Source organism: Streptococcus oralis (assembly GCF_001579025.1).
GTDB classification, from domain to species: Bacteria; Bacillota; Bacilli; order Lactobacillales; family Streptococcaceae; genus Streptococcus; species Streptococcus oralis_X.
This window is the reverse complement of sequence record NZ_KQ970239.1, coordinates 1-25,580: the sequence shown is the minus strand read 5'-3', so window position 1 is coordinate 25,580 and position 25,580 is coordinate 1. Positions and strand designations below refer to the sequence as shown.

Here is a 25,580-nt window from a genome sequence, read left to right as displayed (position 1 = left end):
TGTATTTTACATAGGACTACTATATCAAATTTCAGCTACTTTTACAAGGTTGTACCTTGTTTTTATGGTTATAAAAAATCAGAGTTTTCACTCTGATTTTTGTGATTATTTCAAGTTTTGAACGACTTTGACTAGATTTTCAACTGTAAATCCGTACTCTGCCAATACTTTTGGTGCTGGAGCAGATGCTCCAAAGGTATCAATACCGAGAACGGCACCATCAAGACCAACATATTTGTACCAGTTTTGAGTTGCTCCCATTTCGACTGCAACGCGACGACGAACTGAATTTGGAAGGATTTCTTCCTTATATGCTGCATCTTGTGCGTCAAAGACATCTGTTGATGGCATGCTGACTACGCGGACTTTTTCGCCTTGACTAGCCAATTCTTTAGCAGCTGAGACAGCAAGATTAACCTCTGAACCTGTCGCAATCAAGATGGTATCAAAGTCGGCTGCATTTTCATAGACAACATAGGCACCTTTCGCAACTTTGTCAAAGTCTGTTCCTTCTTCAACAGTCAAGTTTTGACGTGTCAAGACAAGGGCAGTTGGTGTTTTTTCGCTTGTCACGGCAAGGTACCAAGCTGCTTGAGTTTCACGCGCATCTGCTGGGCGGAAAACGTTTAGATTTGGCATGGCACGAAGACCTGCCAAGTGTTCAACTGGTTCGTGAGTTGGACCATCTTCCCCAACTGCAATCGAATCGTGGGTAAAGACATAAGTCACAGGAAGTCCTTGCAAGGCTGACAAGCGGACAGCTGCTTTCACATAGTCAGAGAAGACGAAGAAAGTACCACCGTATACACGAAGTCCACCGTGAAGGGCCATCCCGTTCAAGATCGTTCCCATTGCAAATTCACGAACACCAAACTGAATGTTACGGTTCAAGCGATTGGCATCGTCTTGAAGTCCATCAGTCTTGATATAAGTCATGTTTGAGTGAGCGAGGTCAGCTGATCCACCTAGGAAGGTTGGCAACTTAGCTGCTACAATATTCAAGGCATCTTGGCTTGAATTACGAGTTGCTTGAGAGAAGCCATTTTCTAAGGCTGGGAAGTCTGCTGGAGTCACTTTAACTGGAGCACGGCCGTCGATGATGGCTTCTACTTCTGCAGCCAGTTCTGGATGAGCTTCTTTATAATCAGCAACTAGTTTTGTCCAAGCTTGATAAGCTGATGCGCCACGATCTGCAACATTTTCTTTGAAATCAGCGTAAACTTCAGCTGGAATTTCAAATGGCTCGTAGTCCCAACCGAGAGCTTGGCGAGTAGCCGCAGTTTCATCTACTCCAAGAGGAGCACCGTGTACCGCATTAGTTCCCTGTTTATTTGGAGAACCGTATCCAATTACAGTCTTCACTTCAATCAAAGACGGTTTTCCTGAAGCCTTAGCTTCTTCGATAGCGGCATGAATAGCCTCAAGGTCTGTTCCATCTTCAACCAAGGCTGTATGCCAACCGTAGGCATTGTAACGGTCACGAACGCTTTCAGTGAAGGAATCCTTTGTCTCACCATCCAAGTTGATGTCATTTGAATCATAAAGGACAACCAACTTGTCAAGTTTTTGCAAGCCTGCGTATGAAGCCGCCTCACTTGAGACACCTTCCATCAAGTCTCCATCTCCACAGATCACATAAGTATAGTGGTCAAAGAGATTGTAGCCTTCACGATTGTATTTTGCTGCTAGGAAACGTTCTGCTTGAGCAAAACCTGTGGCAGTCGAAATCCCTTGGCCTAAAGGACCAGTAGTAGCATCAATCCCTGCAGTATGTCCAAATTCTGGGTGACCTGGCGTTTTTGAACCCCATTGGCGGAAGTTCTTGACTTCATCCATGCTAACATCTTCAAAACCAGAAAGGTGAAGAAGGGCATAAAGGAGCATAGAGCCGTGTCCTGCTGAAAGAATAAAACGGTCGCGGTTGATCCAGTTTGGTTGAGCTGGATTGATACGAAGTTGCTTTGTAAAGAGGCTATAGGCCATTGGAGCAGCCCCCATAACCACCCCTGGGTGACCTGAGTTTGCTTTGTTGATGGCGTCAATACCTAGAAAACGAATTGCATTAACAGATAGATTTGACATAGAATTTCCTTTCTCTTTGAGGTGATTAATGAATCACACATCCTATTTTACTATTATATGAAAAAATGCATAGAATAGCAATAAAACAATTTGCGTTCATCTAGCACATTTGATTTATCTATTCCCTCGTCACTTCATAGTAGGGGAGCAAGCGCGTATAAGCATCTTCTAGCTCCTCCAATATCGCTTCTACTGACTGATTTTCAATGAGGGAAACATCTGACTTGACTAAGACTTTACGAACTTCCTGATTTCTCAACTTCTCTCGTAAAGTACGACGATTTTCTTCATTAGCCTCCACCTTATGACTTTCCCCATTTGAGTAGACTAGATAATAAATTCCTTCTACCACTGGAAGTTCTAAAACCTTGGCTTGTTTGTCTAAGGTCTGTTCGTCTTTCTTGCGCTCGATGAAACTGACTTCCAAAGAAATCCCAAAATCAGCAGGTGTTCCATACAAACGAAGAGCCATCATAGGTTCTGTCACTTGTCCGTCTCTCTGTAGATAGGCCCAGAAATGCGGCCGCAAGCGTTGCGCTTGGTTCATCCACTGACTAGTCTGTTGCAGTTGCCATTCTGGATGATTAGCTTGAAAGGTATTGGCAAGTTCTGTAAAAGACTTCCGAGCCTCTTGACCTTTTTGCCGCAAATCCAACATCTTTTCTCTTTCATCGCCAGCTTTATCAGGATTACGGTACTGAACTCCTGCAAATGATAGGTATTCTCTAACTGCTTTCAGCATATCTGAATCTTTCCTTTCCTAGCAAAAAATCAGGATGAACCTGATTTTGCTTTGCTTATTCTGCATCTACGACAACATAGCGATTTGGCTCGTCACCTTCAGAGTAACTCGTCACGCCATCCATGCGTGAAATAATGCGATGGATAATCTTGCGTTCGCTATTTGACATTGGATCAGTTTGTTGGCTACGCCCTTCTTCTAAAACGCGAGTCGCCAATTTTTGAGCGTAGGTTTGCAAGACTTCTGCACGGTGTTCAACGTAATCATTGACATTGATTGTGATGTAGAAGGTTCTTGAATAGCGATTATAAAGGTAATTTTGCGCCAATAGTTGAAGAGCTTTCAAGACTTTTCCGTGATAGCCGATAATACGGCCTGGTTCATTCGTGTCAATTTGAAGATTGATGGTGCGGCGATTGTAGTCACTTGAAATCGTCCCTTCAACATCCATATCATCTACAATGGTTTGAACGTAGTTAGCTACTTCAGCTGCCACTTGTTCGATGTCATAACTTGGTTCTACTTTCAAGCCTAAATCTTCCAAAGATTGGCTTGTTGCTTCCTGCGTTTCAGTTTCTTTTTCTGGAGCAGATTCCACTTCCTCGGCAGTATCCTCTGGTTCCAAATCATTTAAAATTGAAATATGACCTGTTTCTTCCAAAATCGTGCTGGCATGTTTTTCATTTTTCAGGATTTCAGCCTTGACCTCTTCAGAAACACCTTGACCTTCTTCTTCAATCTTCTTAATCGCTTCAACTACATGCCCCAAATCAACAGTTGCTTCACTTACTGTTTTCACGGGTTCATTTTTTTCATTGACTTCTTTTGGAACCCCTTTAATGGCCTGCTGATTGGCTTTGATCACTGTCGTTTCACTAATAGCTTCGATATCAACTTGAGCTGGCTTCTTACCAAACAAGCCTAAGAATCCTTTTTTCTCTTTTGAAACGACCTTGATGTGGGCCTTCATTCTTGGAATGTCTAATTCTTTCAATCCTTTTTGGATTGCTTCTTCAACCGTTGAACCTGTAAATAATACCATTACCAGATTCCTCCTTATTTTTTCTTTTTCTGTGCTTTTTTCAAAGCTCTTCTCTTCTTGCCTTCTAAATCTTTTTCTGCTTGCGCCACCGCTTCTCTTTCAGCAATAATCTTGAAAGGATTGTTCAAGAAATAGGTTTGCAGAACTTGGTAAGCATTGGATACAGCCCAGTACAAAGCTACACCACTTGGGGCGGAGATGGCAAAAACAAAGATCAATACGGGCATACCATACATCATCCCTGTCGTAGCTCCACTTTTTTCGGACAAAGCTTTATTCGATAACCAGCTACTCAAGAAGGTAAAGACTGCCGCCAAAATCGGAAGGACAAAACTTGTATCTACTCCTCCCAAATTAATCCATAAAAAGTGACCTGTTTTCAAAAAGTCTACTCGACTCAAGGCTTGAAAGAGTGCCAAGAGAACCGGCATTTGTATTAAAATCGGCCAGAGAGAGGATGAATGTTTGATCCCTAACTCTTTATAAACCTTGCGCATCTCCTGGTCTAGCTTGGTTCTACTTTCCATATCACGGCCCGGGTATTGCTCTCGCAAAGCCTTGATGCGTGGTTGAGCCTCTTGCATTTTTCTAGAGGCAACCATCTGTGTCTGAAAGACCGGTAATAGAATCGTCCGGATCAAAATCGTGAAGAGGATAATCCCCACTCCGATACTAATGTCAAAGGACAAAAAGCGGATAATTTCAGCAAAAAAATAGACGAATTTGCTCCAAAAGTCTGTCGAATCTGCTGTTATATCGCTAGCTGTACCATTTGTTGCACAGGCTGTCATGATAAACAAGGACAAGCCCAACAAACTAGTCAACTGTAGTTTCTTTTTCACTCCCATTTCCTTCCTGGTAAATCTTTGATAACTTTAATACGTGGAGTAGGTTTTTCTCCATCTCTGCATATTCCAAGGTTTCCACCCCTTTTCGGGCAATCACGACAAAATCAACATGCTCTACTAAACTCCCTTTTACACTTTGTAGAATGTGCCGGATTCGTCTCTTAATTTGATTTCTGGTAACTGCATTCCCCAGCTTTTTGCTGACGGACAGTCCTACTCGAAAATGGTTTTGCTGGTTTTCCAATTGGTAGACAACAAATTTTCGATTGGCAAAACTTGTTCCGTCCTTGAAAATCGCCTTAAAATCTTTCTCTCTTTTTACACGAAAGCTTTTCTTCAAAACTCAACTCCATCTATTAAATTACTACTATTATACCATATTTTTTGAAAAAGCCAATAACAGCAAGGTTTTAGACATTTTCTACATAAAAAAAGCTGGAAAATCTCTTTCCCAACTTCTTTTTACAATCAAATTTTACGTGTATTTACTTATTTTTTCAAGCGCTCAACATCGCGTGCAATCACCAATTCTTCATCTGTTGGAATAACCAAGACACGGATTTTCGCTGCGTCAGTTGAGATGTCTCCCGTTACGCCAAAGACGTTCTTTTCTGGATCCACATCACAACCAAACCAAGAGATACCTGAAATGACATCCTCACGAACCAAAGCAGCATTTTCACCGATTCCTGCTGTGAAGATAATAGCATCTGCCCCATTTAGGACTGCAAGGTATTGACCGATATGTTTTTGGATACGATCGACATACATTTCATAAGCCAAAGTCGCATCATGGTCTCCTGCTTCCATGGCAGCAATCACATCACGCATATCGCTTGACTGGCCAGAAACTCCCATGAGCCCTGATTCACGATTGAGAACGCGACTAATATCGTCAGGGGTATTGAAATCCTCTGTATATTGCATGAGATAAGGGATGATAGCAGGGTCAATATCTCCTGTACGAGTTCCCATCATCACTCCTCCAAGTGGCGTGAATCCCATAGAAGTATCTACAGACTTCCCGCCCTTAACAGCTGTGATAGAAGCCCCGTTACCAATATGGCAGGTAATCAATTTCAAATCTTCTAGAGGACGGCCCAAAAGTTTCGCTGCTTCTCCTGCGACAAACTGGTGGCTTGTCCCGTGGGCACCATATTTACGAACCTTGTTGTCTGTGTAGTATTTAGTTGGTAGAGGGTAGCGATAAGCCTTTTCTGGCATGGTTGTGTGGAATGAGGTATCAAATACGACAACACTGGTAATATCTGGCAGCAATTCCTTAAATGCGCGAATTCCAGCTGCGTTAGCTGGATTGTGAAGAGGAGCCAACAGTCCCAATTCCTCAACTTTTTCTAACACATCTCCCTCAACAACTGTTGATTCCTTGAAATATTCACCACCTGCAACGACGCGGTGTCCGACACCTGTAATCTCATCGTACCCTTTGATAATATCAAAACGAATCAAGTCATCCAATAAAATTTTAACGGCTTGTGTGTGGTCTTCAATATCAAGAATTTGTTGTTCCGAACGACCGTCAAATTTTACTGTTGAAATTGAATCTTTCAATCCAATACGTTCAATCAAGCCTTTAGCCAAAACTTTTTCCTCAGGCATTTGATAAAGTTGCCATTTCAAGCTTGAACTTCCTGCATTGATTGCAATTGTTTTTGTCATAAGATGATACCTCTTTTTAAGCGTTTTCATCTATTATAACAAAATCTCTTTTATATTTCAGTACCTTTGCTCCAATTTTGAAAATTTTCTTTAAAGGTCAACAAAACTGACGGATCTTGCAAGCTAGTAAGAGGATAGACAAAGGGTTCTATTTCCTTATCTCTTTTCTTTTGTAAGACAAAAATACTTTTAGCTTGGCTTGCAGTTGAGAAAATATCCTCTGGCAGAGCGATGATAGCAGCCAGACTCACTTCGTCTTTGAGCCACCCTTTTAACAAATCACTTTGAGGACTGGTCAATAAATCACTCGGAGCTAGAAAAATAGCATAGCCATCTGACTTAAGGTACTTGAGGCCTTGTTCCATCAGCAAATGATGGGCATAGGTATGCTCTTGACTAGAAGACACTCGGTAGCGCGAAGCGATGGCATCGTCTGGGTAATAGCCAACAGGCAAGTCGCTGATGACCATGTCGCTTTCTTTAAGCATTTGTGGACGAACGGCATCTCCTTGGACAAAACCAGCCTGCAAACCAATCACATCTGCCATACTGGCTGCCAGATCAATCAGCAAGTCATCCACTTCGATTCCCAAGTAATCTACTTTTTTAGCAAGAGAAGTCAAGAAAGTAGCGCCCAGAATCCCCATGCCAGAACCTATTTCGAGGATGCTAATTTTCTCTTGTTCAAACAACTCTTCTACAACAAGTACCAAGAGGAGGGCAATGGCATCTGGCGTAAACTGGTGATTGGCCTGTAAAGGCTCCGTTTGTCCCGCCTTCATCAAGAGAAACTGGTAGGTCTTGAGCCACTCTTCCTTGCGAAGCGCTAAGCGCTTAAGGGCTTGATTGTTCTCCTTGACCTGCTCTAGTTCGGTCTCGCCATCCAAATAGATGCTGTTTTGCTCTACCAAGGCATCATAAAAGTTGGTCACCAAATCACTTTGGATGACATGGACATTCTCTAGTAAATACGTATAAGCTTGTTCAATTTTTTCAAAATCCATATTCCTATCTTATCAAATTTCCCTCCTTTTTTCCATCTGAAGAGAAAAAATCACTGCTTTAGTCAGCGAGTGATTTTTGGGCTACTGTTAAAAAGAGTTCTGAATAATTTCCTTGAAACAATTCTTCAGCACTATAGAGGATCTGACTGTCAATGTTCGAAAAACCAAACTGATCAAGTTTGGTTTCCAGTTCAGGCAATTCAAAGCCATGATGGTTGGTATCTGTCTTGACAAAATCAGCAATGAGGACCTGTCCATTCTCCCTAAGGTGATGGTGAAACATGACAAGAGTCGCATCTAGATCAGGCATATGATGAAGAACCCGACTGACAACAATCAGGTCAAATTGTTGCTCCAAAGGATTCACCAGTAAATCCTGTTCCAAGAGTTGAAGATTCCTGATTTCTTGCTCTTCTGTTTTCAAACGGGCTTGCTCCAGCATTCTCTCAGAGATGTCGACAAGAGTGACAGACTTGGCCTGCTTGGCCAGAGGCAAGGCTAATAGACCCGTCCCACCGCCAAAGTCCAATATTTCCTTGTCTGATAGAAGAACAATCTGTTTTTCAACTGCTTGACAAACCAAATTTGCAAGAAAGATATTTTTGGGCGAATCAAAAGTTTCTGCTTTGTGATTAAAATCATGTTTCATGCTTTTAGTTTAGCACAAAGTAGTTGAATTGCCTAGGAATTGGCTTTCTTTTTAGGCTTTTCTTCTGATTTTTTCTTCCCTGCTTGATTACTTAAATCAGTCGCTACCTCTTCCTTTTTAGCTGTTTTCTTTGCTTGGATTTTCAGCGGAGGAAAGAGAAATTCATAGTTGCCCTTATTCATACGAACACTTGTTGCAAAACCTGTTTTCGTATTTTGATATCTGACTTTTCCTAAGTTAAAGACTCGTTCTCCACTTTCTTGCTCAGCCTTATCCTTACTTCGCTTGGCCATGGCAAAAGCGATCAACTTTTCTTTGTTTAGGGCAAAGTCTTTGTGATGAGCGACTTGCCGATTCAAATAAAACTGCAACAATAGGCTAAAAATGGCTGCCATGGTGACTGCATATAAAAGAACACCTGCCTTAACTTTTTGCTTTTTCCACACGATAGATGAACTCCCTTTCTAAGCCTTTTTGAAATTGGAAACGAAAGCGAATCAGTTGATTTTCCTCTGCAATCTGAGCTGATTTGAGGCCATAAACCATTGGCTGGTAACCTCGGCCACTACTATCGGTTTTCCGAAAATCATCTGATTTGGACTTACCCATAGCGATATCCTTCCCATCTTGCTTCACATAGAGACGATCGCCTTCCACCTTTTCAAACTGCGAACGCTCTAACTCAGCCTCTAGCTGGTCCACAAACAAGAGCCACTCCTTTTGCTCGCTTTGTTGCTGGTAGCGAACTTCTGAAATGAGGAGCTGACTCATGGCATGAAAGAGAAGCAGGCCACCGCTAATGACGATAAGGGCAAGCATAGATTCCAAAAGAGTGAACGCTCTTACCTTACTGCTCTTTAAGATCCAGCAATTTCTCTGAACCATGGTAGACCTCCAATCCTTTTTCACTAGCAAACACCTGAACCTCCACTCCGTTTATGTTTACCTGATTTTGACCTGTCTGCAGAGCCATCTTCGCCACACGCAAGACTTCTCCCTTTTGCAAGATTTCTGCCTCTTCTTGTCTATTTTTCTGAATTTGCCCCAAAAGAAGGGTCGCAATGCTGGCAAACACAGCCAAAGCTACTACTGCTTCTAGTAAGATCACTGCCTTAATTTTTAGTTTCCTTAATGCGTTTAATTTTTCCATTTCCTAGATATAATTGATAGCGAATCGCTCCTTTACTGGTCTGAAATTCAACCTTAGCCAGGGACGAATTGCCCCCAGCTCGGTCAAATATAATGCTTTGTCCTGATGGTGCCTGAATTCCTTTAGGAACGGTCAAGTTTTGACTGCCATTGCTGATCGTCTGTCTATCTAAGTTCAGACTGTTTTTTTGCTGACTGACTAGACTGCGTTTTTGCGTTTCCCGGTAGAGTTCTTCAAACTCCATAAAGAAAATCTGCTCTTCTACCGCTGCAAAACTGTATTGAACAGAACCAGACAAGCCCAGGGCAAGGATACTCACAAGTCCCAAAACTAAGAGACTTTCAAGCATAGTAAAGGCCTTAATCTGCAACAGTTTGACTTGTTTTTTGTTTTGCATGGTAGTCTTTATAAGCTTTAGCTTGCTCAGCTGTGATACGACCGTCTGCTTGTAATTTGCTAAGGCTAGCATCTTCATTCTTGTCCAGACTATAGAGCTCTGCCTGGCTTTCTACGACCTTGACAACAGCAGCTTTTCCTTTGTCATCGACGGCATCCTTTTGCTTGGTCAAATTGGGCACAAAGAGCAAGAGAAGAACACTGATGATAAGCAAAACCACTAACATTTCTACCAAAGTGAAAGCTTTAACCTTGGCTTTTTTTAAATTTGTCATGAGTTTTTTCATTTTAAAAATTTACCTCCATATTTTGATACATGGGCATAAGCATTGCCGCATAAAGTAAAACGATAATCAGGGCCACAAAGATAAAAACCAGTGGCTGTACTAAGTTCATGGTGCGGTTGACTCGGGTAAAAAAGGCTTCCCAAGTTTTTTCCGCATAGATTTCCAACTCACTCCCCAGCTTGGACTTGACTTCCCCATACTCGATGATGAGACTCAACTCCTTTTTAAAGAAAGGATAGGTCGCTATGGTTTGAGAAAATTCGCGGCCATTTTGCAGGGCTTGAGCCAAATCTTGACCGATTTCTTTAAAGAGCTGAGAACCTTGTTCCTGCATGATCTGAAAAATCTGCGTCAGCTCCATTCCCTGCGAAATCATATTGCCCCATTCACGCGCGTAATAGGCCGTCAGATAGGTCTGGACAAAGATTCCTAGAAAGGGAATCCGCGCTAACATCGAGAAAACCCGCATCTTGGAACTTCTTTTGTAGAAAGTGAGGGTTAAAAGTAGAGACAGAGAGCAAACCAACACTAGTCCTAGAAATATTTGTGGCAGATTGCCAATGATTTGGGTGGCGATATTGCTACTGTCCAGTTGGGGGAGCAAATAATTCCTGAGCCCCAACATAATTAGCAGGAGAAATCCCAGCAAAATCAGGGGATAGGTCGCCACTTCGATTAATTTTTTCTTGACCTTGGCCAAATTATCCAGATATTCTTCTATCTTTGCCAAACTCAGGTGGAGATTTCCATGAACTTCAGCTAGAGATAATTGGGTCACAATGGCACTTGAAAACCCCAAGCTGTTCATCATTTCTGAGAAAGATTCCCCCTGAGATAAGCCTTGGTGCATCTGGGCCACATAGTCCTTTTCCAGCAGGGCACTTCTGCCCAAAAAAGAAATAATTTCCACCAAATGAAAGCCACTGGAAAAGAGGTTGTTAAACAGGGTGATGATTTTCTTCTGCTTAGCTGTAGCTAATTTTTTCCGTTTCAGCCTGAAGACTTGTGATATGTCCATCTTTAAGAAGCTGATCAATCTGCTCATTCCAGCTAGTTGGCTGGTGTTCTTGATAGTCTTTGTTTGCAAAGTCAACGATTCCTCCTCCCCCGATTAATCTCTGGTAGCAGACTCCTTGCAGAACAACTGCTAATTCCTCCTCCGTCACACCCAACTCCAGAAGGCGTTCATAAACACCTCGGATACTCTTGGCATGAATGGTTGAAAAAACTGTCGCCCCTGTCAAACTGGCTCTGACCACTGCACGCGCTGTCTCGCTATCCCGAATTTCACCAATAATCAAGAGGTCCGGACGATGCCGGAGAGACAGTTTGATCAGATTTTCATAGGTCAAGCCAATCGCCTCATTCAACTGCAACTGGAGCATGTCTTCCTGCTTGATTTCGACAGGATCTTCAATAGACATGACCTGCTGTCCTTTAAACAGAGACTTGGCTAATTCGTGCATCAAGGTCGTCTTGCCACTTCCGACTGGACCCGCAAAAAGGTAGAGGCCCCGTTGCCTGTACTGCTCACCCAGTTCGTTCATATCCTGAAACCAGAAATGCAGCTCCTGCTCCTCATCATGCAACAAACGAATGACCAAACTCTCATGTCCCCGATAATCTCCTACGGTAGACAAACGCAGAGAAGACACCTTCTCCCCATGCTGATAGTCGCAAGAACCCAGCTGACTACGTCTCTTCTCCCCTACATTCATACCCGCTACAAACTTAAAATGACTAATCACAGCAGCTAAAACATCAAACTCATAGGAGTCAACGAGACACCGTTCGTCTCCAACCCGCATGTGAAGCTCGTAGGACTTTTCCTTGGGGATAAAATAGATATCCTGAGCCTTCTTTTCTTTCGCAGTAGCAATAATTTTCTGTGCAATTTCTTGTACCATACCGCCCTCCTTATCTAACTATTCGCAAAAAAATAAAAAAAGCAACTTAAAAAGTTACTTTTTTATCTCCATTTCATGCGGCAAGAACGGTGTTTTTCTTGACCTGTTTGTTTTTCGTAGCCTGGACGTAGCTTTTCATCGGGGATGACTTGCTCATCCTGTAAAAGTGCCAAAGAATGGTACTGTTGCAAATACTCATCACACTCATCACACCAGCGTTGGTCGGCAGGATCCCAAAAGATAGTCATCAAATCACTCCGACTCTTATAAAGAGGATTCTTCTTTTCCAGCTCAAACCAGCATGATTTATAATATTTTAGAGCATCATAATACTTGTCAAAAGATTGACTCATGATGACATCTTCTTCCCAACCTTCTATGAACCACCACGGTTCAAAATCCCCATACATTTCTATAACACGATACATTCTTACTACTTCCTTTGTATCGTATATTATATCTAATTTTTTATTACAAGAAAAGGATTTTGCTTGCCTTTCCCTTTAGGAAGACTTCTTTAAATACCTTTTCAGCCTATCATAAAAATAGGAGTCCTTTATTGACCCCTATTTTTATCTTCTTAGGCTTGATAACGTTTCACACCATCTAGGTAGGTTGCTACCAATTCCAAATCTTTATCTAGTACGATAAAGTCAGCGTCGTAGCCTTCACGGATTTGGCCACAGACATCATCGATGTGAACAGATTTTGCTGGGTTGAGGCTGGCCATCATGACTGCTTCATGCGGATTCGCAATGCCCCATTCGACCACATTTTTCAAACCATCTTTGAGTTTGAGGATAGAACCTGCCAAATTGCCTGTCGATTTGAGGCGAGCAGTTCCATTAGCAACTACTACCGGGAATTCTCCCAACATGTAGTCACCGTCTTCCAAGCCACCAGCTGTCATACAGTCTGTGATAAGGGCAATATTTTCAATTCCTTTTTGTTTGAGCAAAATATCACAGGCCTTTGGATCTACATGGTGACCATCACAAATTAATTCTGCGTAAGTATGAGGCAATTCATACATGGCTCCCACCATACCGAGTTCACGGTGAGTCAACCCACGCATCCCATTGTAGGCATGTACCCAAACACTAGCTCCAGCATCTACTGCCTTTTTAGCTTCGTCAAATGTTGCATCTGAGTGACCAAGAGCAACCGTCACACCTTCTCCCGTAACCGTACGTACAAAGTCTTCTACGCCTTCACGTTCTGGCGCAAGGGCGATTTTATTGAGCAAGCCATTTGCTGCTTTTTGCCAAGCACGAAACTCATCCATACGAGGATCTTTCATGTAGGCAGGGTTTTGAGCTCCCTTGTATTTCTCTGTGAAATACGGGCCTTCAAAATAGATACCCCGAATTTTCGCTCCAGTTGCTTCCTGGTAACGAGCACCGATATTTTCTGTTACTGCGAGCAATTGCTCATATGATGAGGTCAAAGTAGTTGGCAAGAAACTCGTTACTCCCATGCTGAGGAGCCCTTCACTCATGGTATGAAGTGTTCCTTCGATGTTATTATCCATAACATCCACACCACCAAATCCATGAATGTGGGTATCCACAAGCCCTGGCGCAATGCTATAGCCTGTATAGTCAATGACGTCAGCACCTTCAGGAATCTCTTCTACATGCTTTCCAAACTTACCATCCACAAGTTCCAAGTAGCCGCCACGACGAACTCCGTGTGGATAGAAAAACTGATCCGCTTTAATATAATTAGGCATAATGATAACCTCCTTGATAGATTGATTCTAGAATTTATTATGTCAATTACATTATAAACCTTTCTTTTTCATTTGTAAATGGTATAGACCTATTTTCTAGAGATATTTTAAAAGAGCTGGATTTCTCCAACTCTTTAATTTTATTTTGATTTTACAGGTAGTTCTTGAGCAGCCTTAACAGCAGCTGCAATCGTCTCTGCGTAAAGTTTAGCACCTTCTTCAATCATGTTGCTATCATTTCCAAAGTGAACTTGGTCAGTTCCAGCCCAGATTTCAGGGTGCTCCTTAGCAACCTTATTCCAGTCAGCGATGCTTACGTAAGGATTCTTTTCAGCTAATTCCCGTGCATAAGCCGCATACTGCTCCACTGATGTGTAAGTGTCCTTGCTCTTGTCTCCCTCATAAGGTGTCACCAGTATCAGATGGTGTCCTTTCGGTAGATTGTTCACGATGCTGTCCAAATCATTCTTATAGCCTTCAGGATTATTGACTCCCGTTGCAATGACAACAGTTTTTAGCAGCGCCTTGTTCTGACTGTTATTGAGCATGATGTCATTGGCTTGCTTGGTCGTTCGACTAACTTGGGCATTGATATTCGCTTCAGGAAGTGCCTCTTGTAAGGCTGTATTGGCACGCAAGGCTACCGAATCTCCTATCAGGCTTGTTCCCTCAGAAATTCCTAGACGACTCAGTTCAGCTTGTTCAGCAAGAGTCTTTGTTTGTCCTATATTGGTCTGGGCTTGTTTGAAACCATTGACCATCAAGTCTGTCTCAAAAGCTCCAACTTGAGGAGCCACAACTATGATAATCAAGGTAATCAAGGTAAGAATGCCAGCAGCACCAGCACTAATTGGTTTAATATGAGGCAATCGACTAATCTTCCGTATTAAAGGATTGGATTTACCGGCAATCAATGGCTCAATAATATAGAAGGATAGGATAGCAAAGAAATAAGAAAAGATGATCGTCAGAATAACAGCAGGCAGATTACTCATCAGCTGAGAAAAGATAATATAAAAAGGCCAGTGGAAGAGATAAACCGCGTAGCTGGTATCCGCTAAAAATGTAATGATCCGAGGTTCTTGTATCTCAGGCGTTTTCTCATGCAAGACACGCGCAGCAAAAATCATGGTCACTGCCGCTAAACTTGCTAGCAAGAAACCAAATAAGTACGCAAACAGGTAGGTGAACTTGACAAAGAAAGTCAAGAGCACTAGCACCAAAAGCCCCGCAATAAACACCAGTAGATTTTGACGAAGGTCCCACATCCGGTCAAACTGCTTGACTAAATCGCTCGTCTGACGAACCCCCACAACTGTCGCCAAAATGCTTCCTAAAAAGAAGGGATAGACATGGGTTAAACTTGAAAAGTAGACAGATGAATAGGAACTCGCCATTAGACTACCAATAAACATGGAGAAAAAGCTAATGATAAAAGCTCCAGCAGAAAGGAGAAAGACCATCCCTCTCAATTGACTACTAGATTTTGAACGTTTCGATAAGAACCAAACCGCTAAGCCCCAAAGGATATAGTAGTGAACCTCAACAGCTAGGCTCCAGTTGTGAACAAAGAGATGCGGAATGAACTGGGATTCATAACTTCCCCCTGTTAACATTTCGTAGAAGTTGGTCATAAAACCGAGAACTCCAGCAATCTGGCCACCAATTCCAGCAACATAGTCTTGACGAACCAAGAAAGTAAAAGGCATGGTCACCAAAATCATCAGCACCACAGGTGGCACGATGCGGTAAAATCGTCTCTTAAAAAAAGCCCAGTAAATCAATCTGGCGTGCCTTCCCAAATTCTTCTAAAAGGAGGGAGGTGATCAAAAATCCTGAAAAAGTGAAAAAGACATCTACCCCAAAGAAGCCTCCAGGAAAGATCGTTTGAAAGAAGTGGTACAAGAGCACCAAAAGTAAACCTGTAATCCTAATCAAGGAAAACCATTTAATACGCATACGAGTCTATTCTCCATTAAATTAGGAAGTAAAACACCACCTAATTTCCATTCCATTATACTCCCTATTCTATCAAAAAAATAGGAAAAATCCTAAGAGAAAACTTAGGATTTTGGCATTCTATTTTTACACTTTAAAAATTGCGTCCTGACTTGTTGTAGCCATATTTTTCCACAAAATACTCACGAAATTCCAAGAGATTATCATCCATGATGGCTTGGCGGACCTGCTTCATCAGGTTGAGCAAGAAGTAGAGATTGTGGTAACTAGTCAAGCGGATACCGAAGGTTTCATCAGCCTTGAGCAGGTGACGAAGGTAGGCGCGTGTGTAGTTCTTACATGTGTAGCAATCACACTCAGGATCCAGTGGCGTAAAGTCTTCAGCGAATTGGGCATTTTTGACAACCAAACGACCTTGGCTGGTCATACAAGTCCCATTACGAGCGATACGAGTTGGCAAGACACAGTCAAACATATCTACACCACGAATAACTCCATCAATCAAGCTATCTGGCGCTCCCACACCCATCAAATAGCGAGGTTTGTTTTCAGGTAGCAGTTGAGTTGTGAAGTCCAAGACTGCATTCATTTCTTCGTGCGTTTCTCCCACTGCCAAACCACCGATAGAGTAGCCTGGGAAATCCATGCTGACAAGGTCATGAGCTGACTGACGGCGAAGTTCTTCAAAGCCCGCTCCCTGTACAATTCCAAACAAACCTTGGTCATGCGGACGACGATGAGCCTTCAAACCACGCTCAGCCCAACGACTGGTACGTTCGATTGATTTCTTAACGTAATCATAGGGTTGGTAAAACTGAGGACATTCGTCAAAGGACATCATGATGTCTGAACCCAGATTATTCTGAATAGAGATGGCCTTTTCTGGTGATAGGAACATCTTGGAGCCATTGAGATGGTTTTTAAAGGTTACTCCTTCTTCGGTGATATTTCGGCTATCTGCTAGGGAATAAACCTGGAAGCCACCACTGTCTGTCAAAATTGGTTGATCCCAGTTCATAAATTTGTGGAGACCACCTGCGCGTGCGATGAGTTCATCTCCAGGGCGAAGCCAGAGATGATAGGTATTAGAGAGGATAATCCCTGATCCCATCTCCTTCAACTCCTCTGGTGACTGGGTTTTTACAGTAGCTTGGGTCCCAACTGGCATAAACATAGGTGTCGGGAAGGTACCGTGCGGGGTGATGATTTCTCCCAGACGAGCTCCCGTGTGTTTCTCTTTCTTAATCAAACGGTATTTGATTGGTGAATCTGACATTTTCTACCTCCGAAGCTGGGAAAGACAGTCCCAGTTCATACTTTGTGCCCAAAGGCATACTGTATGATTTTATCAAAAAAACCAGGAACTGTCACGAACTATGGTATAATGAGAGAATGAAATACCCAAAAATTGATTTAAAAACTATTCGTCTGCAGACGAGGCAGTTTCAGGCTGAAAATCCCCGCCTCTTTCTGGTCTATCTCTTACCTAGCATGCTGGTCATCTTATCAGGCTTTCTCAACCCCTTGGCTCGTCTCCAAGACAGTGTTTTAGAGCAATCCTTTTTCAGCATGCTGGCACAAGTGCTCCAAGCCTATCTCTTCCCACTAGTGGTTTCTTTTGTGAGCACGATTTTTCTAGCAGGTGCTGCTTTTGCGACACTCCGACTCCTCAAGGATCCTGATACAGAACTCTCAGTAAAATCAAGCCTGGCCCTCTTTGCTGAAGAGCGCTTCTCGCAAACCTTCCTAACTCTGCTCCTCAAACGTTTCTACCTCTTTTTATGGAGCATTCCAAACTTAGTAGGCGTTTATTTTCTCTTTTATAGCAATCTCTTGGCTCGGAGATTTGTCGCCCTACATCCTGAATTTCCAAAATTAGACCTCTCATCCGTTGAAACCGAGCAATTCCTTCTGACCTTTGGCCTCTACTTTTTCGCGAGTCTCATCTTGATGATTGTAGGGAACACCCTCTACGTTCCGCAACATTATGCCTACTCGCAGGTAGAATTCCTCCTCTGCGATACTCTAGATTTAGGACAGGCTAAACCCCGTCAAATCCTGAAAACCAGCCGTTTCTTGATGAAGGGTTACAAATTCCAGTGCTTTGTCCTCGACCTACAACTACTCCCTTGGTACTTCCTCAACTGGCTCACTTTTGGAATTGCTAGTTTTTCAATCCTTCCCTATATCCAGAACAATCATATCTTCTTTTACAGAGCCCTACTAGCCCGTAAACGTCGAAATGGATAAGAGCATACAAAAACCAGCATCGTTCAGGACGCTGGTTTTCTAATTTAAAAAGCAAAATACTCAGCAGAGTCAAAATAGCAGGCCCACCTTGCTTCAGAATAATCTTCTTGTCTGCTGTCAGAGAACCGTAGGTCACTGCACCAAGCACAAATAAAACAAAGATGGTCACAATTTCCAAACTTTGTGAGAAATAAATCCCGTACAAGAGAAACACACCTATCAAAGCATTATAAATTCCTTGATTTTTAAATAATGAACTCACTGAAGGACGAGCCAGTTCTTCCTTATCCACATTAAACACTCGACTAGTAGTATCTGATTGCGTAGCCACACTTTCCAAATAAAAAATGTAAAAATGCTCCAAAGCAACGATAGTTGCTAAAATAATTGTAAAAATAGACATATTCTTCTCCTTAAATTTTTATCTCTTCTAAGCCAGATATCAACTTTTCTAACAAGCGACTGAACTCTTCTCGCTCTCCTTTTGTAAGTACACTCTCCATCTGATTTTTTACGTTTATATGTTGTTGAGGAGAGTTGGTTACTAGTTGTTCTCTCGCAAAGTCTGTCACTTCCACCAAAACCTCCCTCTGGTTTTCAGGATTCCGACGTCGATTAACCAAACCTTCCTTTTCCAGAATTTTAAAGTGCCTTGTCAAGGCAGCCTGATCAATCTTCAATCTATCCTGAACTGCTATTTGATTACACGGTGACTGATTGATTAAGAAACATAAGATTTGATAACGAGTCAGACTAATTCCCAATTGGCGTTCAAATAGTTGTGTCATAGACTGATCTGCTAATCGTAGTTGATACAGTAAATCATGGATTGCTACCATAAATCTTCTCTCTTTAAAGTTGATTTATCAACGATTGACTTATCAAGTATAATGTAATCCAAAAAATAAATCAAGTAATATGCCTACATTCTCTTGAAATATTACTCACTTCCTCATATTTATCCCTTTTATCCTGAAGAAATGACACAAAAAAAGAAGCGAGAACTCAATCAGTTCCCAACTTCCATTTTAATGATTAGTTCATTGAAACGTGAACGTGGTCATAGTGGTTTTCGGTTACGCTACCACGGTCTGGCATTGGATTCCACGTGTAGGCTGGTCCATATTTACTATCGTATGGAGCGTAGAAACGTTGTTTCCAGATGATATAATTGATGCCACGGCTAGCCATATTTTGGACTGCATATTCTGCAATTCGATCTCCGAGTGCTGAACTCACTGGAACCATGAAGTCGATGGCCAAACCTTTACCATGGTCCCCACTGTCACCAGGACGGTAACCACTAAAGGATGTGATGCCAAACAAGTTGGCGATTTCTTCCTTAAAGGCTGCAGTTTGTGGTTGAAGACCAGCATTCTCAGACTTAGCTACAGCAAGTCCTGCATAGTCAGGAGCTGCTGGAGCTGAATAAGTTCTTGAAGGAGTTTGGCTTTGCTCTGCTTGATAAGTCGAAGTTGCAGTGTCAGAAGTTGCTGTTGATGCTGCTTCTGTTGCACTTGATCCTGTTGTATCAGCAGGTGTTTCAGTTGCTGGAGCTGAATAAGTTCTTGAAGGAGTTTGGCTTTGCTCTGCTTGATAAGTCGACGTTGCAGCGTCAGAAGTTGCTGTTGTTGCTGCTGTTGCACTTGTTCCTCTTGTATCAGCAGGCGTTTCTGCTACTGGTGCTTCCGCTGGAGTCGTTTCAGCTGTTTCTTCAGCTACAGGTGTTTCTGTAAATGGTGTCTCTTCAGCAACTGTCGCTGTCTCAGAAACTTCTGAACTTGGCGCTACTTCTGCTGGTTTTTCAGTCTCTGTTGCAGTTGGAGCTTCCTCAATTGGTTGAGAAAGGTCTTCTACTTGAACTGTTTGTTCATCAACTGTCACTTGATTTGTCGTCAAATCAGCTGTCGCAGTCTTCACTTCTTCACTAGCATCTGCTTGAGGAGCTTGGATTTCAACTTCCGTTACCTCTTCTTCCTCATTGACAGTTGTAGTGAGGACAGTATCTGGGAAAATCAAGTCCATATTGGTAATTTTGTTCAAATTAGCAAGAACCGTTACATCTACTCCCAAAGCTTCTGCAATCGTGCTCAGGGTATCACCATACTGAACTGTATAGCTGTTTTTGTTCTCGTTTTTCGTCACATCATTTTGGATTTGCTCAACGCTACGTGCTGTCCAAGAGATTTCTTGAGCTTTAGCTCCTAATGCGGGAGCAAGAGACAAGGCTACTGTTGAGGCTAAAATTATTCTTTTCTTCATTCGTTCATATTCCTTTCAAATGAGTACCTGTCTATCATAACACAAAAAAAGCAGAAAAAAAGCCCTCTCGGGCCTATTTAACAGAACTGTCTATTCCTTGTAACAAACTCGATTACTTGAAATAGTTTGTTAGGTTTCTGTCACAAAACTGACACAATCTTCTCGTCCCCAATCCTCAAAAATATGAGGAATATCTGCTAACTCTTGAATCATGTGATTCCCTTCATAAGACGACTCTAAAAAATTGATGCTTTGAAGGCCGCTATTCTGAGCAAATTCCACATCCAAAGTCCGGTCTCCTATATAGTAGGTGTTCTCAGGATCCAACTCATACTTGTCTAGCAGATAGGTCGCCGCTTCTGGACTGGGCTTGCGCGCAAAGCCACTCTGACTGGTTAAAATCTCTTTGAAATAGGATTCCAACCCCAAGTCTCTTAAAATAGTAAGCGCATTGTCTCCCTTATGAGTATAGACAAACTGCTGAATCCCTGCTTCGTCTGCCCAAGCCAAAACTTCACGCGCACCTGGCATCAAAACTACCTGAGCATTCTTCTCAGCCAGGCTCTGAGCACGCACCTGGTTGAGCACTTCCGCATCCAGGTTTCTCTCTTCAGCCACCTGCTCCAGCAAATCCTGCACAGAAAACTTGAGGATAAACTCTCTCATTTTTTCCTTATCATAAGGAATAGAAAATTGAGCAAAGGTCTCCTCAATCCCTGACAAAATCGCTTCGTAAGAGTCCAATAAAGTCCCGTCTAAATCCCAAATAAAAGCTGTTTTTTGCATCTCCTATCCTTTCAAGCTCATATAACGCTGGTAACGGTAATGTAGAAATAACCAACGGAAACCATTATCCAAGAGAGTCCCTGTCCAAATACCAGGTAAGCCCCAACCAAGAACAATACCCATCAGATAAGCTGTGCCAATTCGGATACACCACATCCCAATACTTGTCGCATAAAAGGGGAGGCGAGCATTTCCCAATCCCTGCCAAACTGCCGTATATATAACTGTCCCTGTCGCCATGGGGGTTCCTAGTAGGGAGAACAGTGCCACCAAAACGCTCGCTTCGACCGCTACAGGATCGGTCGTATAGAGATGAGTCAATGGTGTCCCCAAGGCATAGATACTGAGTGTTAAGGGCAACATAAGAAGCAGGGAAAGCCAAAAGGTTTGCTTGCTCAAATCATCTACTCTTTCCCAGTTATCCTCTCCAACTGCTCGAGCTACCTGCATGACCGTCGCCGTAGCGACGCCAAAGGCAGGCATATAGTTAAACTGGGTCAAGACTTCTCCGACTGCATTCCCCGCTACTGCCTCCGTCCCAAAAGAAACAACCAAGGCAATGATCACTACATCTCCAGCCCGCATCATGAGACGTTCTCCTGCTGCTGGCAATGCCAAGGTCAGTAAGTCTTTATCGAGTCCAAAAGTCGGTTTCTCAAAAGGAAGCTTTAATTGCGACCACAAAATCACAAGACCGACTAAGCGAGACAAGATAGTCCCCCAAGCAACACCAGCTATCCCCATATCAAGGACAAAAATAGCTAGACTTGAAAAAAGAATATTCAAGGCATTGGATAAAAGACTAACATAGAGAGGTAGACGCGGATTATGCGTTGCACGAATCAAGGCACCTAGACTCGTCATCAAGCCCAAGAGAACAATCGATCCACCCACCAAAGATAGGTAGAGCCCACCACTCTCGGCCACATCCTGCTCAGTTCCCAAGAGCCCTATCATCTCTTGCCCAGCAAAGAGCGATAAGGCGCCTAAAAGTGCACTCAGCAATAGGGTTATCTTGAGAGCCTCTGTCACGTGATAAGCCAACTTGGACTGATCTTTCTGCCCCAAACTTTTTGAAATAACGCTGGAAATAGCAGCTCCTAGAGCGATAAAAATCGCCTGATAAATGGTGATAATATTGCCAGCAACTGAAACACCTGAAATGGCGATTAAGCCCAAGTGAGCGACCAAATAACTGTCCACCATTCCCATGAGCATCTGCAAAAAGTTTTCACCCATAGCTGGCAATGCAATATTAAGAATGTCTTTATTTTTCTTAAACAATCTCTCCTCCTGATGAAAAGAAACTCAGTTGGTTTCCCAACCGAGTTTACTCCCTCTGTCTTAAAGTCCTAGATAAGTCTCCACCGCTGCTTGCATGTCAGCAGCTGCCACTGTTGTTTTATGACGAACCGGAGCTGTTTCAAGGCCATCAACCGCTGGTGGCACTGCCACTCCTGAAATGTCATGTAATTGAGCCAAGGCTTCAAAGTCAGTCAAGCCTGCTTTTCCTGTTACCGCTTCTACGGCAACCACTGGGAACTTGTAGGGACTAGCAGTTGAAGCAATCACTGTCTTAGTCGCATCCCCAGTAGCCGCTTGGTATTTTCTATAAACAGCTGAGGCAACCGCCGTATGTGGATCCTCGATATAGGCATCTGTATCATAAACACGTTTAATTTCTGCCGCAGTTTCTTCCTCAGTCGCATATTCAGCTGCAAAGAGTTCCAGAATCGCTGCATCAAAGTCTGTCAATTCATATTGTCCTTGTGTACTCAAAGCATTCATGAGTTCAGCTGTCTTAACCGCATCATTCCCCAAAAGATGGAAAATTAAACGCTCTAAGTTTGAAGATACTAGGATATCCATAGATGGGCTAGTCGTTACCTTAAACTCACGTTTCTTATCGTAAACACGTGTTTTGAAGAAGTCTGTCAAGACATTGTTGTCATTTGAAGCACAGACTAATTTACCAACTGGCAGACCAATTTGCTTGGCATAAAAGGCAGCCAAGATATTTCCAAAGTTTCCAGTTGGTACTGTGAAGTTGACCTTTTCACCAGCCACAATCTCACCAGACTTGACCAACTGAGCGTAGGCATAAACATAATAAACAATCTGTGGTACCAAACGACCAATGTTCATAGAGTTAGCTGATGAAAATTGCAGTTTATTGGCAGCCAATTTTTCACGAAGAGCTACATCGTTGAACATGTGCTTCACATTTGTTTGCGCATCGTCAAAGTTACCATCAATAGCGATAACATGAGTATTGTCGCCAGTCTGAGTAGTCATTTGCAACTCTTGTACCTTGCTGACACCATCCTTTGGATAAAAGACGATAATCTCAGTACCAGGCACATCGGCAAATCCTGCCATAGCAGCTTTTCCAGTATCACCAGATGTCGCTGTCAAAATGACAATCTTGTTCTCTAAACCATGCTTTTTAGCGGCCGTCGTCATAAAGTATGGCAAGATAGACAAGGCCATATCCTTAAAGGCAATCGTTGAACCATGGAACAATTCCAAGTTGTATTGCCCATCCAGTTTCACCAATGGCGCAATAGCTGGAGTATCAAACTTGCTATCGTAGGCATTGTTGATACAGTAGTCCAACTCCTCAGCCGTAAAGTCATCTAAAAAGGCTGATAAAACTAATTTAGCCACTTCTTGGTAAGAAGCATCTTTTAATGTGTCAAAGTCCAAATCCACCTTTGGATAAGTAAGTGGTGTAAACAGACCACCATCCGTCGCCAAACCTTGCAAAATAGCTTGGCTGGCAGTCACTGTATTATTGGCATCACGCGTTGATTGATAAACTAATGTCATAATCTCTATCCTTTATCTATAGTCCATTCCATTATATCATGATTTTTCAGAAAATTCTCCCTTTATCAGAGAAATTATAGGCCCAATTCTTCTTTCAAAGGCTGTAAGTAGGTCATTTCTTGCTTGCCTCTCTTCTCCAAACCTTCCTCAGCTAGAAAGAGTAATTCTTTTGAAAATTCGACAATTGCAGTTTCTTCCTCAACTGTGAGCATTTTCTTAGAAAATTGTCGTCTCAATGACTTGTAATCACGACCAAATGTGGTAAAAAATGGAGCAGTTCGCAAGTAAGCTTCAAGCTTGTCTAAATGAACCAACAAGCCCAAATGAAAGGCTGCAGAAGCAAAAGTCCTATCAAGCGGCTGAGTACACACACTACGAAACTCAACTGTTCCTCGAGTAGTTAAGTCTTGGTACTGGTAACTACGATGAGTTTGGAAATCCTCCTCCTGAGGATGAATTAACACCTCATCCCCATTAAGGGTAAATGCTTGGATTTCAGGTGTAGCCAAATAGTCCCTAGCCTGAATCGGATAAAAATAATAGGTCTGCCCATCACGCTCCGCAGTAAAAATCGCAGAATGATTTAGATAGTCAAAAAAATCATCTTCATCTTTAAATAGTCTAGTATTGACACCAACATTCTCTGGATAGATACCATGCATGGATTCTTCCCAAAAAATATCTCTCGAAATTTTGGTATCCCAATCTGCCCCTGAAAACTCAGAATTTGCAAACAAATAAGCTTTGGCAGCTTCAATTTGCGTAAAAGCATTGATAACACGCAGGTAGCTGGACCTTGAAACGTCTAGTTGAACCTGACTTCCACAGATAAAGGCACCATACTCAGGGAAATGATGTAAATCTGATTTAGTTACATTTCTACTCAAATTCAGATAATCCATCAACATCTGATAGCGGGGATAAGCCACTGGACAATTCTCATTTTTATCCCAGTTGGGATGAATGCCGCAGCCAACAATAGCATGATTAGCTTCACCCAACTTATTCTGAATCGTAGCCATATAGAAATCAAAGCGTTCTTCTACCTCTTGGATAGATTCGGCCTTTCCGAATGCAAACTCAATTGTCGTATAAGCAACCTCAAACAAGATCGTATCTTGGCTGACTGGATCAAGCAACTGAATTGGATTCCCAAAATCATCCACTTTTTCGATAGTAAAGCCCATTACTGATGGTAAATACCGAAAGAGATCCTTAACAACTTCACCATCTGTAGCCTTACCCTCTAAATTTACAATAGGATATTCTAACTCAATCCCAATAAATAAATTTGGGTTCTCTTTTATATTCTTTAAGTAACGTTTATTTAGTAATTCAACAGACCGAGACATTAATCACCAAACTCTTTCATAATCAAAATAAATTGTGAATAAGTAATATTATACCAAAAATACACTAAAAATGATTAGAATAAGAAGAAAAAGATCATTCATCAGTTATCTGTACTTAAAGAAAAAATATCAAAATCTTCACTAAATCAAAAGACAAGGCTCGAAAACCTTGTCTTTATTACTATACCGGCGGCCGGGGTCGAACCGGCACGTCCTTGCGGACACTGGATTTTGAGTCCAGCGCGTCTGCCAATTCCGCCACGCCGGCAAATAGTAACTGGGGTAGCTGGATTCGAACCAACGCATGAGGGAGTCAAAGTCCCTTGCCTTACCGCTTGGCTATACCCCAATAATATAAAATAGGCGAGTGATGGGGATCGAACCCACGCATGCCAGAGCCACAATCTGGTGTGTTAACCACTTCACCACACCCGCCATAATCATATTAACACGGGCAGTAGGAATTGAACCCACACTGAAGGTTTTGGAGACCTTAGTTCTACCTTTAAACTATGCCCGTAACTAAAGTAATGGAAGGGGAGGGATTCGAACCCCCGAACCCGAAGGAGCGGATTTACAGTCCGCCGCGTTTAGCCTCTTCGCTACCCTTCCAAGTTATAAAT

Annotated in this window: 25 protein-coding genes, 5 tRNA genes and 2 pseudogenes; 1 reads left to right on the top strand and 31 read right to left on the bottom strand. The window is 42.4% G+C overall.

Translation table 11 applies throughout. The features are described from left to right. Positions 1–105 precede the first annotated feature (105 nt). The 19 genes and pseudogenes from tkt to tgt all read right to left on the bottom strand — a co-directional run bounded on the left by tkt (position 106) and on the right by tgt (position 16,754). On the bottom strand, positions 106–2,082 hold the full coding sequence (gene tkt, locus SORDD27_RS09280; protein WP_061428678.1) for a transketolase: 1,977 nt from the start codon (positions 2,080–2,082) through the stop codon (positions 106–108). 118 nt (positions 2,083–2,200) lie between these two features. Next, a complete protein-coding gene (locus tag SORDD27_RS09275) occupies positions 2,201–2,824 on the bottom strand; it encodes a hypothetical protein (RefSeq protein ID WP_044020136.1) in 624 nt (207 codons plus the stop codon). Between the two features lie 55 nt (positions 2,825–2,879). After that, positions 2,880–3,866 (bottom strand): RNA-binding cell elongation regulator Jag/EloR, encoded by a 987-nt coding sequence (gene jag, locus SORDD27_RS09270; protein WP_000242585.1) that lies wholly within the window; start codon positions 3,864–3,866, stop codon positions 2,880–2,882. A gap of 14 nt (positions 3,867–3,880) precedes the next feature. Next, positions 3,881–4,708: a membrane protein insertase YidC gene (locus tag SORDD27_RS09265; RefSeq protein ID WP_000728097.1), complete on the bottom strand. Its 828-nt coding sequence runs from the start codon at positions 4,706–4,708 to the stop codon at positions 3,881–3,883. After that, the gene (rnpA, locus tag SORDD27_RS09260; RefSeq protein ID WP_000748120.1) at positions 4,683–5,054 is read right to left on the bottom strand and encodes a ribonuclease P protein component; all 372 of its coding nucleotides are present in this window, start codon (positions 5,052–5,054) and stop codon (positions 4,683–4,685) included. Before rnpA ends, SORDD27_RS09265 begins: the two co-directional genes overlap by 26 nt. A gap of 149 nt (positions 5,055–5,203) precedes the next feature. After that, on the bottom strand, positions 5,204–6,394 hold the full coding sequence (locus SORDD27_RS09255; protein WP_049490206.1) for an acetate kinase: 1,191 nt from the start codon (positions 6,392–6,394) through the stop codon (positions 5,204–5,206). Between the two features lie 50 nt (positions 6,395–6,444). Then, positions 6,445–7,398 (bottom strand): class I SAM-dependent methyltransferase, encoded by a 954-nt coding sequence (locus SORDD27_RS09250; RefSeq protein WP_061428676.1) that lies wholly within the window; start codon positions 7,396–7,398, stop codon positions 6,445–6,447. A gap of 58 nt (positions 7,399–7,456) precedes the next feature. Next, entirely contained in the window at positions 7,457–8,047 is a 591-nt protein-coding gene (locus SORDD27_RS09245; RefSeq protein WP_061428673.1) for a class I SAM-dependent methyltransferase, read from the bottom strand. 32 nt (positions 8,048–8,079) lie between these two features. Continuing rightward, positions 8,080–8,493, bottom strand: coding sequence for a competence type IV pilus minor pilin ComGG (gene comGG, locus SORDD27_RS09240; protein WP_061428671.1), 414 nt, complete (start codon positions 8,491–8,493; stop codon positions 8,080–8,082). Further along, the gene (comGF, locus tag SORDD27_RS09235; RefSeq protein ID WP_061428669.1) at positions 8,471–8,932 is read right to left on the bottom strand and encodes a competence type IV pilus minor pilin ComGF; all 462 of its coding nucleotides are present in this window, start codon (positions 8,930–8,932) and stop codon (positions 8,471–8,473) included. Before comGF ends, comGG begins: the two co-directional genes overlap by 23 nt. Continuing rightward, a complete protein-coding gene (gene comGE / locus SORDD27_RS09230) occupies positions 8,895–9,197 on the bottom strand; it encodes a competence type IV pilus minor pilin ComGE (protein ID WP_196755638.1) in 303 nt (100 codons plus the stop codon). The genes comGF and comGE overlap by 38 nt, the downstream gene beginning before the upstream one ends. Continuing rightward, positions 9,160–9,594 (bottom strand): competence type IV pilus minor pilin ComGD, encoded by a 435-nt coding sequence (gene comGD, locus SORDD27_RS09225; RefSeq protein WP_061428667.1) that lies wholly within the window; start codon positions 9,592–9,594, stop codon positions 9,160–9,162. The genes comGE and comGD overlap by 38 nt, the downstream gene beginning before the upstream one ends. Next, entirely contained in the window at positions 9,557–9,880 is a 324-nt protein-coding gene (gene comGC, locus SORDD27_RS09220) for a competence type IV pilus major pilin ComGC (RefSeq protein WP_000735800.1), read from the bottom strand. Before comGC ends, comGD begins: the two co-directional genes overlap by 38 nt. 1 nt (position 9,881) lies before the next feature. After that, positions 9,882–10,898 carry a competence type IV pilus assembly protein ComGB gene (comGB, locus tag SORDD27_RS09215; RefSeq protein ID WP_081103423.1) on the bottom strand — a complete coding sequence of 339 codons (1,017 nt, stop codon included), beginning with the start codon at positions 10,896–10,898 and terminating at the stop codon, positions 9,882–9,884. Continuing rightward, the gene (comGA, locus tag SORDD27_RS09210) at positions 10,846–11,787 is read right to left on the bottom strand and encodes a competence type IV pilus ATPase ComGA (protein ID WP_061428665.1); all 942 of its coding nucleotides are present in this window, start codon (positions 11,785–11,787) and stop codon (positions 10,846–10,848) included. Before comGA ends, comGB begins: the two co-directional genes overlap by 53 nt. A gap of 62 nt (positions 11,788–11,849) precedes the next feature. Continuing rightward, complete coding sequence (locus SORDD27_RS09205; RefSeq protein ID WP_000286399.1) at positions 11,850–12,215, bottom strand: DUF1033 family protein; 366 nt, start codon at positions 12,213–12,215, stop codon at positions 11,850–11,852. Between the two features lie 152 nt (positions 12,216–12,367). Continuing rightward, a complete protein-coding gene (gene nagA, locus SORDD27_RS09200; protein WP_061428664.1) occupies positions 12,368–13,519 on the bottom strand; it encodes an N-acetylglucosamine-6-phosphate deacetylase in 1,152 nt (383 codons plus the stop codon). Between the two features lie 140 nt (positions 13,520–13,659). After that, positions 13,660–15,478, bottom strand: a pseudogene (locus SORDD27_RS09195) (acyltransferase family protein). A 133-nt stretch (positions 15,479–15,611) separates the two neighbouring features. Beyond that, a complete protein-coding gene (gene tgt, locus SORDD27_RS09190) occupies positions 15,612–16,754 on the bottom strand; it encodes a tRNA guanosine(34) transglycosylase Tgt (RefSeq protein WP_061428663.1) in 1,143 nt (380 codons plus the stop codon). Positions 16,755–16,870: 116 nt separating this feature from the next. On the opposite strand from tgt, the gene SORDD27_RS09185 reads away from it, so the two are divergent. After that, positions 16,871–17,728, top strand: coding sequence for a DUF975 family protein (locus tag SORDD27_RS09185; RefSeq protein WP_049490198.1), 858 nt, complete (start codon positions 16,871–16,873; stop codon positions 17,726–17,728). Positions 17,729–17,771: 43 nt separating this feature from the next. Here SORDD27_RS09185 and SORDD27_RS09180 read toward each other — a convergent pair. The 12 genes and pseudogenes from SORDD27_RS09180 to SORDD27_RS09125 form a co-directional block, all read right to left on the bottom strand. After that, positions 17,772–18,131 (bottom strand): annotated as a pseudogene (locus tag SORDD27_RS09180) (DUF1304 domain-containing protein); the annotation flags it as partial. Between the two features lie 10 nt (positions 18,132–18,141). Continuing rightward, positions 18,142–18,567, bottom strand: coding sequence for a MarR family winged helix-turn-helix transcriptional regulator (locus tag SORDD27_RS09175; protein WP_049484513.1), 426 nt, complete (start codon positions 18,565–18,567; stop codon positions 18,142–18,144). Positions 18,568–18,763: 196 nt separating this feature from the next. After that, positions 18,764–19,990, bottom strand: coding sequence for a LysM peptidoglycan-binding domain-containing protein (locus SORDD27_RS09170; protein WP_049490197.1), 1,227 nt, complete (start codon positions 19,988–19,990; stop codon positions 18,764–18,766). A gap of 129 nt (positions 19,991–20,119) precedes the next feature. Then, complete coding sequence (locus tag SORDD27_RS09165; RefSeq protein ID WP_061428662.1) at positions 20,120–20,776, bottom strand: HAD family hydrolase; 657 nt, start codon at positions 20,774–20,776, stop codon at positions 20,120–20,122. Positions 20,777–20,779: 3 nt separating this feature from the next. After that, the gene (locus tag SORDD27_RS09160; protein WP_049501168.1) at positions 20,780–22,060 is read right to left on the bottom strand and encodes an MATE family efflux transporter; all 1,281 of its coding nucleotides are present in this window, start codon (positions 22,058–22,060) and stop codon (positions 20,780–20,782) included. A 60-nt stretch (positions 22,061–22,120) separates the two neighbouring features. Continuing rightward, entirely contained in the window at positions 22,121–23,605 is a 1,485-nt protein-coding gene (thrC, locus tag SORDD27_RS09155; protein ID WP_061428661.1) for a threonine synthase, read from the bottom strand. A 74-nt stretch (positions 23,606–23,679) separates the two neighbouring features. Beyond that, positions 23,680–24,957 (bottom strand): glutamate-cysteine ligase family protein, encoded by a 1,278-nt coding sequence (locus SORDD27_RS09150; protein ID WP_061428660.1) that lies wholly within the window; start codon positions 24,955–24,957, stop codon positions 23,680–23,682. Between the two features lie 184 nt (positions 24,958–25,141). Continuing rightward, positions 25,142–25,225, bottom strand: a tRNA-Leu gene (locus SORDD27_RS09145). 9 nt (positions 25,226–25,234) lie between these two features. Continuing rightward, positions 25,235–25,306, bottom strand: a tRNA-Gln gene (locus SORDD27_RS09140). Between the two features lie 13 nt (positions 25,307–25,319). Next, a tRNA-His gene (locus SORDD27_RS09135) sits at positions 25,320–25,392 on the bottom strand. A gap of 14 nt (positions 25,393–25,406) precedes the next feature. After that, positions 25,407–25,477 (bottom strand) — tRNA-Trp (locus tag SORDD27_RS09130). An 11-nt stretch (positions 25,478–25,488) separates the two neighbouring features. Beyond that, positions 25,489–25,569 (bottom strand) — tRNA-Tyr (locus SORDD27_RS09125). Positions 25,570–25,580: the final 11 nt, after the last annotated feature.